Below are 12,414 nucleotides of genomic sequence, written 5' to 3' on the forward strand. Positions count from 1 at the left end.
TCCCACATAACAAACCGGAGCACTTATGTTTGCTGTTGAAGTCCGCGACCATGTGATGATCGCACATTCCCTTCCTTCACCTGTCTTTGGTCCTGCCCAAGGCGTGCATGGCGCGACCTTTGTGGTTGATGCTGCCTTTTACACGAAAGATCTGGATGAGAATGGATTGGTTGTCGATATCGGACTGGCCACCGAAGCGCTTGCACAAACGCTTGCACCGCTGCGCTATTCCAACCTTGACGACATCCCCGCGTTCAAAGGCAAGATCACCACGACCGAATTCCTGTGCCATCACATCTGGGATCAACTCAGGACAGTGGTGAAGACAAGCGGGCTTGGCGATAATGGCCGGGTTCGGCGTATCCGGGTGCAATTGCACGAAAGCCATGTGGCGCGTGGATGGTATGAAGCAGACATCTGAGACCAGCTTTGAACCTGATTGGCTGAGCCTGCGCGAACCGGCAGATCACAGCGCGCGGGACGCGGCGTTGTTGTCCCGCGCTGCCATTATTGCAGACAGCGGGAAAGCAATCCTCGATCTGGGCAGCGGCACCGGATCAACGGCGCGGGCTTTCGCTGCGGCAGGGTACCCTGATTTGCCCTGGCGTTTTTTTGACAATGACCCTGGGTTGCTGAAACTGGCCAAGGCCCGCCATCCCAATTCGGAAACCGTGCAGGGCGAACTGGCTGATATCGACGCCTTACCGTTGCAAGGGGTGGGGCTGATAACAGCGTCAGCCTTGTTCGATCTGATGCCCGAAGATTGGCTTTCGGCTCTGTGTGTCAGGGCCGGTCACGCGGGCATACCGATCTACACTGCGTTGAACTATAATGGCGATATGCGCTGGTCGCCCGTTGATGCCCGCGACGATGCAGTTACATGCGCGTTTAACCGTCATCAAAAACAGGACAAAGGCGTGGGCCCTGCCCTCGGCCCGGATGCTGGTTCAACCTTTTCACGGCTCTGCTTGGCGCAAGGGTATGAGGTCGAGATGGCGCAAAGCCCGTGGCAGCTTGGCCCTGCGCACGCGGCGCTGCACGATGCGCTTTTGGCCGGGATCGAAACTGCCGCTTGTGAGGCCGGTGCGCCTTTTGCCCAATCCTGGGGCCGGGATCGACGCAGCGCGATTGACCACACAACCGTCCTGATCGGCCATACGGATTTGCTGGTGGTCCCACAATGAAAGACCAAGGAATGCAATGTTCAGAATGCGGAGAAATCCATGCGTGACGTTGATGTGACCCACAAGGTCTGGAACCGTATCCTTGCCGTGCGCGCAGGACAGGGTTGCCTTTGCAGCGAAGACTGGAGCACGGGCGAAAAGCAGGCGCTTGCCCTTTATGGCACGTTGGCCCAGCCGCAATCGTCCGGTCAGGTTGTGGCGCAGATCGGGCAGTCTCTGGACGGTCGTATCGCCACCGAGTCAGGGGATGCCAAGGATATCTCGGGTAAGGATGGTCTGATGCATCTGCACCGTCTGCGGGCCCTGTCGGATGCGGTGGTGATTGGTGTGAAAACGGCCCTGCACGACAACCCGCGTCTGACCGTGCGCATGGTCAATGGAACAAACCCCGCGCGGGTGATAATCGATCCCAGTGGCCGTATGCCTGACGACATTGGTCTGATGCAGGACACCCAGGCGCGCTGCATCGTCATCCAGTCGGTAAACAGACCGCGACCAGAACATGTCGAGGTAATCAACCTGCCGCGCACACACTGGATTTCTCCGTCCCATATTCTTGGAGCTCTTCGGCAACGCGGTCTAAACCGCATTTTGATCGAAGGCGGCGGGATCACGATCGCGCAGTTCCTCGAGGCCGGACTGCTGACCCGCCTGCACGTTGCGGTTGCACCTTTGCTGATCGGCGCCGGACCACAGGGGCTGACAACTTCCCCTGTTGCCACCCTGGCGCAGGCATTGCGGCCAAAAACAGGTGTCTACGGTCTTGGCTCGGACGTATTGTTTGACTGCACATTCGAACCTGCACATACGCAGATCGCGCCGTATCCTCTGCCTTGCCGCACAGCCCGCCATGCTTATGTCGGGTCCCCCGCCTGATGAGTTCGGAGCTGGGAAAACAATAGTCTAAAAAGTGAAATCATGATCTTTTGCGCAATGAAATCCCAGTATCTTATGTCTTATGGCGCCTCAGGATGCTCGGCCCAGCCATGCTGAATCGGAGGCTAAAGTGAAACCTGAACGGGCGATAAGATGATGGACAAGCCTGCACGTGCATTGTGGATCACGGCCGCCGAGACCGCGGAAATCCGCGAGGTTGAGTGCCCGGAGGGGTCCGACCTTCTGCGGATCACCGCCATGTATTCCGCGATCAGTCGAGGAACCGAGCGGCTCGTCTTTCGAGGCCAGGTTCCGCCCAGCGAGTTTGAGACCATGCGGGCTCCGTTCCAGGACGGCAGCTTTGCGTTCCCCGTCAAATATGGCTATGCGACGGTTGGCAGAATACAATCAGGTGCGCGGGCGGGCGAGATTGTGTTTGCGCTGCATCCTCATCAAACGCAATTCTGTGTTCCTGCCGAAGCCGTAATATCAGTCGATCCATCCGTGCCGCCTGCGCGTGCCGTGCTGGCGGCCAACATGGAAACCGCGCTTAATATCCTCTGGGATGCGGGCGTCAGCGCGGGCAGCAGGATCACAGTTGTCGGGGGCGGTGTGATCGGCGCTCTGACGGCGTATCTGTGTGCAAAATTTCCCGGAGCCGAGGTGTGTCTGGTTGACATAGACCCTGCCCGCCAGACCCTCGCGCAACAGTTGGGATGCGCGTTTGCGACACCCGAGTCCGCGCAGGACAATGCGGATGTGGTCATCCATGCCTCGGCAACCTCGGTGGGGTTGACCACCGCACTTTCCGTTGCCGGTACCGAGGCAACCATTGTCGAGGCCAGCTGGTACGGCAACCACCCCACCACGGTGCCACTTGGCGCGCAATTCCACCAGAAACGTTTGCGCATCGTCAGCAGCCAAGTCGGTCGCGTCCCGGCGCATATGGCACCACGTTGGACCCATAGCAGGCGGTTAAGAAAGGCGATGGATCTGTTGGCTGATCCCGTGCTTGACACATTGATTTCCGGCGAAACCGAGTTCGACGATTTGCCCGCAGCTTACGGTGCAATCCTTGATGATCCTGCAACACTCTGTCACCGAGTAAAATATCCTCGGAAATAACCGGTCACGGGCCGCACGATCGGGAAGAAGCGGTGCTCGGAAGATGCATTTTCGGCAATTGGTTGATAACGTAACTAAATAAGTAAACACTATTGCATGGCGCTGTCTGCGACTGCATCGCTTTCGTGATTCTTAGGAATGCTGGGGAATAGTAAATTATGGCAGTCAGGGAACGGAGCACTTCGTGAGGTCACGACAAGTACAATATCGCTCAACCATTTGACATTAAGGAAATAAAGCGGGATGTTTTGGTGCCCAGGAGAGGACTCGAACCTCCACGTCCATACGGACACTAGCACCTGAAGCTAGCGCGTCTACCAATTCCGCCACCTGGGCAGGTGTCGTGGAGGGGCGTTTAAGCCCACTGAAAGGAAGCGTCAACCAGATTCGGGAAGAATTTTGAAAGTTTTTTGACCGATGCCCGGATGTGTCCGAGCCAACCGACATTTTCAACTCTGCGCGGCGTTATTGCGCCTTGTTTGAAGCACGGTGTGGCGCTAGATCGATCAGGAAGCACTCGGGTAGGAGCCCTCATATGTCCAAACTGGTCACCATATTCGGCGGGTCGGGATTTGTCGGTCGTTACATTGCGCGGCGGATGGCGAATGAGGGATGGCGCGTACGTGTTGCGGTCCGGCGGCCGAACGAGGCGATGTTCGTGAAACCCTATGGGGTGGTCGGACAGGTCGAACCGGTTTTGTGCAATATCCGCGACGATGGCTCGGTGGCGGCGGCAATGAACGGGGCCGATGCGGTTGTGAACTGTGTCGGTGTGCTGAATGAGCTGGGTAAGAACGAATTTGGTGCCGTCCAGGCAGAAGGGGCCGAGCGGGTTGCCCGGATCGCTGCCGGGCAGGGGATCGAGCGCATGGTGCATGTCTCTGCCATTGGCGCGGATGCCGAGGCGGACAGTGACTATGCGCGATCCAAGGCACAGGGCGAGGCCGGCGTGCTGAGCCATATGCCAAATGCTATGATATTGCGCCCGTCGGTGATTTTCGGCAGCGAAGATCAGTTCTTCAACCGTTTTGCGACGATGACCCGGATGGGCCCCTTTCTGCCTTTGGTCGGGGCTGACACAAGGTTTCAACCTGTTTATGTGGATGACGTGGCCCAAGCCGCTGTTCTTGGCGTTTTGGGTCAGGCGGCTGGTGTCTATGAACTGGGCGGGCCGGAAGTCAAAAGTTTCCGGGCGTTGATGGAGCAGATGCTGGAGGTCATTCACCGGCGTCGGGTCATTGTGGGAATGCCGTTCGGGATCGCAAAGATCATGGCAGGTGTTCTGGATATTGCAAAATTTGTCAGCTTTCAGCTGTTCCCGAACAGCATTCTGACTCGGGACCAGGTCAAAAATCTGCGTCAGGACAACGTGGTGTCGGAAGAGGCCAAGGGCTTTGCCGATCTTGGTATCGAGCCTGCGACCATGGAATCCGTGCTGCCCGATTATCTGTGGAAGTTCCGCCCGTCGGGTCAGTATGACGACATTCAGAATTCAGCCAAGAACCTGCGGATCTGATCAGCTGTAGGCGATGATCAGCAGAATGACGCCCAATATCACGCGATAGATCACATAAGGCGTAAAGCTGATGCTGCGCAACAGGCGCATCATCAGGGTCAATGCAAGCAGGGCCGAGACAAAGGCAAACAGGGCGGCAATCGCTCCGTCTCTGGCCAGTTGGGCGTCCGCTTCGTGTATGACGTCAACCGACAAAAGCGTGCCCGAGGCCAGAATGGTCGGGATCGACATCAGCATTGCGATGCGAGCCCCATCTTCGCGTGTGTAGCCCAGTTGGCGGGCCCCGGTAATGGTGATGCCGGACCGCGACGTGCCGGGGATCAGGGCCAGAACCTGCCACAGGCCCATTATGATGGCGTCCCTTGGCCCCCAGTCCTCTGCGTCCTTGGTTTGGGGGCCTTGCTGGTCCATCCAGTACAGCAACAGGCCAAACCCCAGCATGGTCCAGCCAATCACTGTCATGGACCGCATGGCTTGACTCAGATCGGTGACATACAGGATTGCACCGACGATCACTGTGGGAATCGTCGCGACGATCAGGCCAAGCGCCAACCTCGCCTGCGGGGTCTCGGTACGTCCGACAAGTGCGGCGGGCAGTCCTGCAATTGCCTGTCGTACGTCTGACCAGAAATAAAGAATGACCGCGCCCAGTGTTCCCACATGGACAGCTACATCAATGGCCAGCCCCTGATCGTCCAGCCCTGTAAGGCTGGGCAACAGAATCAGATGCCCCGAAGAGGAGACTGGCAAGAATTCGGTAACACCCTGAATAATCGCCGCAAGAATCAACTGAAATAGACTCATTAAAACTGCCCGTGCTGCCGTCACGTGTTCTTTGTGATCAATGGGTATAAGCGCAGTGTGGAAAAGGAAAGGACGCAAGTAGGTCCGAATCGGAACTAAAAATTCACATATTTTTGGTCGAGCAGAGGGAAAATCTAAATATTTTTCAATTTAGGTCAGTGAAATTGACTTTTAATCGAAACTATCATCTCTTAAAGAGGCTCGACCAAGCCAATTCATGGAGTCTGACCCGTGGCCAAGCAACCGATGCTGAAATTTGTGCAGATCGACCGTGTCATGCCCGATAAGCGTGCCGCCAATGATCGCACGGAAGACTTTGATGAGATCTATGCCGAATATGCTGCCGAGAAAGCCGCCGAGCAAGCCAGCCGGTGCAGCCAGTGCGGTGTGCCTTATTGTCAGTCGCACTGTCCGCTGCACAACAATATCCCGGATTGGCTGAACCTGACCGCAACCGGTCGGCTGGAAGAGGCGTATCAAACCAGCCAGGCGACCAACACATTCCCCGAGATTTGCGGACGCATTTGTCCACAGGATCGTCTGTGCGAAGGCAACTGCGTGATCGAACAATCGGGTCATGGGACGGTCACGATTGGGTCTATCGAGAAGTATATTACCGATATGGCGTGGGACAAAGGCTGGGTTAAACCTGTGCAGCCGGACACCGAGCGCGGCGAAAGCGTGGGCATCATCGGCGGCGGTCCCGGCGGGTTGGCGGCTGCGGACATGCTGCGCAAGGCAGGCATTCAGGTCACTGTCTATGATCGCCACGACCGCGCAGGCGGGCTTTTGATGTATGGTATTCCCGGCTTCAAACTGGAAAAGGATGTGGTTCAGCGTCGCAATGATCTGCTGGCCGATGGCGGTGTGACGTTTGAATTGAACTGCGACGTGGACGCGGCGAAATTCGAAGATATTCGCGGCAAGCATGATGCGGTGATCATCGCAACAGGCGTCTACAAGTCGCGCGATCTGTCCATGCCCGGCAGCGGGTTGGACGGGGTCGAGAAGGCAATCGATTTCCTGACTGCCTCGAACCGTAAAAGTTTTGGCGATGCGGTTGAAGATTTTGACAATGGCCGTCTGAATGCCGAAGGCAAAAAGGTCGTGGTGATTGGCGGCGGCGACACGGCAATGGACTGCGTGCGTACTTCGGTCCGTCAGGGGGCGACCTCGGTCAAATGTCTCTATCGGCGCGACCGGGCCAACATGCCCGGCTCGTTGCGTGAAACCCAGAACGCCGAAGAGGAAGGCGTGATCTTCGAATGGCTCAGCGCACCCAGGGGCTTTACCGGTGATGACACGGTCACCGGCGTGATGGTGCAGAAAATGCGTCTGGGACAGCCCGATGCTTCGGGCCGTCAGGCACCCGAAGTGATCGAAGGCGCGGATTATGTCGAAGACGCCGATCTGGTCATCAAGGCGTTGGGCTTTGAACCCGAAGACCTGCCCACCCTGTTCGGCCAGCCTGATCTGCCCGTAACCCGCTGGGGCACGGTCAAAGCCGCGTTTCAGACTGGCGAGACCGAGATGGACGGCGTCTATGCCATCGGGGATATCGTGCGCGGGGCCTCTCTGGTCGTGTGGGCGATCCGCGACGGGCGCGACTGTGCCGATGCGATCATCGACCGGTTCAACGCCAAGGCAGCCATAGCCGCCGAATAATCCCAGCGATCAGGAGGCTTGGATGCCCGAATTGCAAGGCCAATGCATGTGTGGCGCGGTCACCGTGACCGCCACCCCCGCGCAGGACGCGCTGGGTGCGTGCCATTGCGATCAGTGCCGCCGCTGGACCAGTTCCATGCTGGTGACGTTTCAGGCGCAAGAGGGATATGCCGCTTTGGGCCCGGTGACAACCTTCACCTCGTCCGACTGGGCCGAGCGGGCCTTCTGTGCCGAATGCGGGTCGGCGCTTTGGTACCGGATCACCCTTCCGGGCGAGATGCACGGACAGACGCAAATGGCGGCGGGCCTGTTTGAAGACACAGGCCATGATCTGCAACTGGAACTTTATATCGACAAGAAACCCTATGGGTACGCGTTCGCAGGTGAACGCAAGCAAATGACCAAAGCGCAAGTTGAGGCCATGTTTGCACCCTCGGAAGAAGGAGACAGCCAATGACCAAATATGATGCCGATTGGGTCAAAGCCGAGGAAACCAAGCGCCAGTGGATGGCCGAAAACGGTCTCTATTCCGAAGAAGAAGAGCATTCCTCTTGCGGTGTGGGTCTTGTGGTCTCGGTCGATGGCAAGAAAAGCCGCAAGGTCGTGGATGCGGGGATCAACGCGCTCAAGGCGATCTGGCACCGGGGTGCGGTGGATGCGGATGGCAAAACCGGTGATGGCGCGGGTATCCATGTGCAGATCCCGGTTCAGTTCTTCTATGACCAGATCCGCCGCACCGGGCATGAACCCAATCTGGACGAGTTGATTGCGGTCGGTCAGGTCTTTCTGCCGCGCACCGATTTTGGTGCGCAGGAACAATGCCGGACCATCGTGGAAACCGAAGTTCTGCGCATGGGCTATTATATCTATGGCTGGCGGCACGTTCCCGTCGATGTCACTTGTCTGGGTGACAAGGCCAATGCGACCCGGCCCGAGATCGAACAGATTCTGATCTCGAACTCGAAGGGCGTGGACGAAGAGACCTTTGAGCGCGAGCTTTACGTCATCCGTCGCCGCATTGAAAAAGCGGCTTTGGCGGCTGGTATTTCGGGTCTGTATCTGGCCTCGCTATCCTGCCGGTCGATCATCTACAAAGGCATGATGCTGGCCGAACAGGTCGCGGTCTTTTACCCGGACCTGATGGATGAACGGTTCGAATCCGCCTTCGCGATCTATCATCAGCGCTATTCCACCAACACCTTCCCGCAATGGTGGCTGGCGCAGCCGTTCCGTATGCTGGCCCATAACGGTGAGATCAATACACTCAAGGGCAATATCAACTGGATGAAAAGCCATGAGATCCGCATGGCCAGTGCCACCTTTGGCGACCATGCTGAAGACATCAAGCCGATCATTGCGGGCGGATCGTCGGATTCCGCCGCATTAGACTCGGTTTTTGAGGTTTTGGTGCGGGCGGGCCGGTCCGCGCCCATGGCGAAAACCATGCTGGTGCCGGAAAGCTGGTCCAAGCAGGCGGTGGAACTGCCGCAGGCGTGGCGCGACATGTATTCCTACTGCAATTCGGTGATGGAGCCGTGGGACGGACCCGCAGCGCTGGCGATGACCGATGGCCGCTGGGTCTGCGCCGGTCTCGACCGCAACGGTCTGCGCCCGATGCGGTACGTGGTCACCGGTGATGGTCTGGTGATTGCTGGGTCCGAAGCGGGGATGGTGCCGATTGATGAGGCTTCGGTGACCGAAAAGGGCGCGCTGGGGCCGGGGCAGATGCTGGCTGTGGATATGAAACGCGGCAAGCTCTATCGCGATAAGCAGATCAAGAACAAGCTGGCGCGCGCGCTGCCGTTTGGTGAGTGGGTCGGCAAGATTCACGATGTGGATGAGTCGCTGGCCGGCGTGACGGAAACGCCGATCTTCTCGGGCGAGGCGCTGCGCAAGCGCCAGATCGCAGCCGGATACTCAGTGGAAGAACTGGAACAAATCCTGTCGCCCATGGCCGAGGACGGCAAGGAATCGCTGGCTTCGATGGGTGACGATACGCCTTCAGCGGTTCTGTCCAAGCAATACCGCCCGCTCAGCCATTTCTTCCGGCAGAACTTTAGCCAGGTGACCAATCCTCCCATCGACAGCTTGCGCGAGTACCGTGTGATGTCGTTGAAAACCCGGTTCGGGAACCTGAAAAACGTTCTGGACGAAGACAGCAGCCAGACCGAGATTGTCGTACTGGGCAGCCCCTTTGTTGGTAACGCGCAATGGGACAAGTTGGTCGAGACGTTCAATTCTCCGCTGGCGGAAATCGACTGCAGCTTTGAACCGGGCCGTGGTGCGCTAAGCGCTGCTTTGACCCGTGTCAGAGCCGAAGCAGAAGAAGCTGTGCGCTCGGGCGCGGGGCATCTGGTGCTGTCCGACATGAACTCGGGCGCGGGTCGGGTGGCAATGCCGATGATCCTCGCGACCAGCGCCGTGCATTCGCATCTGACGCGTCAGGGGCTGCGGACGTTCTGTTCGCTGAACGTGCGTTCGGCGGAATGTGTCGATCCGCATTACTTTGCCGTGCTGATCGGCTGTGGTGCGACCGTGGTGAACGCCTATCTGGCCGAGGACTCGCTGGCTGACCGCATTGATCGAGGCCTATTGGACGGCACGCTGACGGAGAATGTCGCGCGCTATCGTGAAGCCATCGATCAGGGTCTGCTGAAGATCATGGCCAAGATGGGAATCTCGGTGATTTCCTCATACCGTGGCGGTCTGAACTTTGAAGCCGTGGGCCTCAGCCGTGCCATGGTGGCTGAATACTTCCCGGGCATGACCAGCCGGATTTCCGGCATCGGTGTCACCGGCATTCAAGCCAAGGCCGAAGAGATCCACGCCAAGGGTTGGGACAGCGGTCTGGACGTGCTGCCCATCGGCGGTTTCTACAAGGCGCGCAAATCGGGTGAGACCCACGCGTGGGAAGCGACCTCGATGCATATGATGCAAATGGCGTGTAACAGAGCCTCATATGAGCTGTGGAAGCAGTATTCGGCCAAGATGCAGTCGAACCCGCCGATCCACCTGCGCGACCTGATGGATTTCAAGCCGCTGGGTAAACCGGTGCCGATTGAAGAGGTGGAATCGATCACCTCAATCCGCAAGCGGTTCGTCACGCCGGGCATGTCGCTGGGCGCGCTGAGCCCCGAGGCGCATAAGACGCTGAACGTGGCGATGAACCGGATTGGCGCGAAGTCGGATTCCGGCGAAGGTGGTGAAGACCCTGCGCATTTTGTGCCTGAACCCAACGGTGACAACCCGTCGGCCAAGATCAAACAGGTGGCCTCGGGCCGGTTTGGCGTAACCGCCGAGTACCTGAACCAGTGTGAAGAGCTTGAGATCAAGGTCGCCCAAGGCGCGAAACCGGGTGAGGGCGGTCAGCTACCGGGTATGAAAGTCACAGACCTGATCGCGCGTCTGCGGCATTCGACCAAGGGCGTGACGCTGATCTCGCCGCCGCCGCACCACGATATCTACTCGATCGAGGATCTGGCGCAGCTGATCTATGACCTGAAACAGATCAACCCGCGCTGTAAGGTGACCGTGAAACTGGTGGCGTCCTCGGGCGTGGGCACGATTGCTGCCGGTGTGGCCAAGGCCAAGGCGGATGTGATTCTGATCTCGGGTCACAATGGCGGCACGGGTGCGTCGCCCGCGACGTCCATCAAATATGCCGGTCTGCCGTGGGAGATGGGCCTGACCGAGGCGCATCAGGTTCTGGCGATGAACAACCTGCGCGACCGCGTGACCCTGCGGACTGATGGTGGCCTGCGGACCGGGCGCGATATCGTCATGGCCGCGATGATGGGTGCCGAAGAATACGGCATCGGCACTGCCGCCCTGATCGCGATGGGCTGTATCATGGTGCGTCAGTGCCAGTCGAACACCTGCCCGGTCGGCGTGTGTACGCAGGACGAGAGCCTGCGTGCCAAGTTCACTGGCAACGCCGACAAGGTGGTCAACCTGATCACCTTCTACGCGCAGGAAGTGCGCGAGCTGCTGGCCAGCCTCGGCGCGCGGTCAGTGGATGAGATCATTGGCCGGGCCGATCTGCTGGCGCAGGTCAGCCGCGGCTCGGCGCATCTGGACGATCTGGACCTGAATCCGCTGCTGATCACCGTCGATGGCGCGCATGATATCGTCTACAACCGCGACAAGGACCGTAATGCGGTGCCGGATACTCTGGATGCTGAAATTGTGCGTGATGCGGCGCGATTCCTGAAAGACGGCGAAAAGATGCAGCTGTCTTACGCGATCCAGAACACGCACCGGACTGTGGGTACACGCGTTTCCAGCCATATCGTGCAGAATTTCGGCATGCGGAACACGTTCCAGGACGACCATCTGCATGTGAAGCTGCAAGGCTCGGCCGGTCAGTCTTTGGGTGCCTTTGCCGCGCCGGGACTCAAGCTGGAAGTGTCTGGTGACGCCAACGACTATGTCGGTAAGGGCTTGTCGGGCGGCATGATCGTCGTGCGCCCGCCGCAGGTCAGCCCGCTCAAGGCCGATGACAACACGATCATCGGCAACACGGTGCTGTATGGTGCAACCGACGGCCACTTGTTCGCAGCGGGACGTGCAGGCGAGCGGTTTGCTGTGCGTAACTCGGGCGCGAAAGTGGTGATCGAAGGCTGTGGCTCGAACGGATGTGAGTACATGACCGGTGGGGTCGCCGTTATCCTTGGCGATATCGGGGCCAATTTCGGTGCGGGTATGACCGGAGGCATGGCGTATCTGTACGACCCTGACGGTAAGGCCGAGGCGCTGATGAATATGGAGACGCTGGTGACTTGTCCGGTGACGGTCGATCATTGGGTCGATCAGCTGAAGACGCTGATCGAAACCCATCACGCCGAAACCAACAGCCGCAAAGCCGCGGATATCCTGCAGCATTGGGACGTCGAGAAAGCCAACTTCCTGCAGGTTTGCCCGAAAGAGATGCTGAACAAGCTCAGCCATCCTCTGACCGCTGAAGTCGAGGCGGTCCCGGCAGAATAACGCATTTTGAACAATGCATTCCCCTCGCGTGCTACTTCTGTGCGCGAGGGTCGTTTCACCCGTTTTCTGCCTGCAACTGGCGCTGAGGGCATGTCAGTCGGATCCGCGATCATCGTCAGTGGTGGCCTGGGATCGCCTTGCTTTACCCCCAGCATCATGAGTGAGGCGCCAAGGGGGCGGCCTTTTGAAAAACAGTAGGACCGGCCATCGCGTCGGGAAGACAGGCTGAACGCGCAATACCCCTTTTCAACATTCCGG

Annotated in this window: 9 protein-coding genes and 1 tRNA gene; 8 read left to right on the forward strand and 2 right to left on the reverse strand. The window is 58.4% G+C overall.

What is annotated here, in order from left to right:
* The first annotated feature begins 25 nt into the window (after positions 1-25).
* From ACR0K4_RS16025 to ACR0K4_RS16040, 4 genes are all read left to right on the forward strand, one after another.
* Positions 26-421, forward strand: a complete 396-nt coding sequence (locus ACR0K4_RS16025) for a 6-pyruvoyl trahydropterin synthase family protein (RefSeq protein WP_480520052.1) — start codon at positions 26-28, stop codon at positions 419-421.
* The gene (locus ACR0K4_RS16030; protein WP_480854772.1) at positions 405-1,184 is read left to right on the forward strand and encodes a class I SAM-dependent methyltransferase; all 780 of its coding nucleotides are present in this window, start codon (positions 405-407) and stop codon (positions 1,182-1,184) included. The genes ACR0K4_RS16025 and ACR0K4_RS16030 overlap by 17 nt, the downstream gene beginning before the upstream one ends.
* A 39-nt stretch (positions 1,185-1,223) precedes the next feature.
* A complete protein-coding gene (locus tag ACR0K4_RS16035; RefSeq protein WP_480854773.1) occupies positions 1,224-2,060 on the forward strand; it encodes a RibD family protein in 837 nt (278 codons plus the stop codon).
* Positions 2,061-2,213: 153 nt separating this feature from the next.
* A complete protein-coding gene (locus tag ACR0K4_RS16040; RefSeq protein ID WP_480854774.1) occupies positions 2,214-3,185 on the forward strand; it encodes a zinc-dependent alcohol dehydrogenase in 972 nt (323 codons plus the stop codon).
* 249 nt (positions 3,186-3,434) lie between these two features.
* Here ACR0K4_RS16040 and ACR0K4_RS16045 read toward each other — a convergent pair.
* Positions 3,435-3,521, reverse strand: a tRNA-Leu gene (locus tag ACR0K4_RS16045).
* 199 nt (positions 3,522-3,720) lie between these two features.
* Between ACR0K4_RS16045 and ACR0K4_RS16050 the strand changes: the two genes are divergently transcribed.
* Complete coding sequence (locus ACR0K4_RS16050; protein WP_480520059.1) at positions 3,721-4,701, forward strand: complex I NDUFA9 subunit family protein; 981 nt, start codon at positions 3,721-3,723, stop codon at positions 4,699-4,701.
* On the opposite strand, the gene ACR0K4_RS16055 is transcribed toward ACR0K4_RS16050, so the two are convergent.
* Positions 4,702-5,505, reverse strand: a complete 804-nt coding sequence (locus ACR0K4_RS16055) for an undecaprenyl-diphosphate phosphatase (protein WP_480854775.1) — start codon at positions 5,503-5,505, stop codon at positions 4,702-4,704.
* Between the two features lie 231 nt (positions 5,506-5,736).
* Here ACR0K4_RS16055 and ACR0K4_RS16060 point away from each other — a divergent pair, with 231 nt between their 5' ends.
* From ACR0K4_RS16060 to gltB, 3 genes are read left to right on the forward strand one after another with little or no spacing between them, the layout of a single operon-like run.
* On the forward strand, positions 5,737-7,170 hold the full coding sequence (locus ACR0K4_RS16060) for an NAD(P)-dependent oxidoreductase (RefSeq protein WP_480854776.1): 1,434 nt from the start codon (positions 5,737-5,739) through the stop codon (positions 7,168-7,170).
* A 22-nt stretch (positions 7,171-7,192) separates the two neighbouring features.
* A complete protein-coding gene (locus ACR0K4_RS16065; protein WP_480854777.1) occupies positions 7,193-7,627 on the forward strand; it encodes a GFA family protein in 435 nt (144 codons plus the stop codon).
* Complete coding sequence (gene gltB / locus ACR0K4_RS16070) at positions 7,624-12,156, forward strand: glutamate synthase large subunit (protein WP_480854778.1); 4,533 nt, start codon at positions 7,624-7,626, stop codon at positions 12,154-12,156. Before ACR0K4_RS16065 ends, gltB begins: the two co-directional genes overlap by 4 nt.
* Positions 12,157-12,414 lie beyond the last annotated feature (258 nt).

This window comes from Ruegeria sp. K11 (assembly GCF_056531905.1).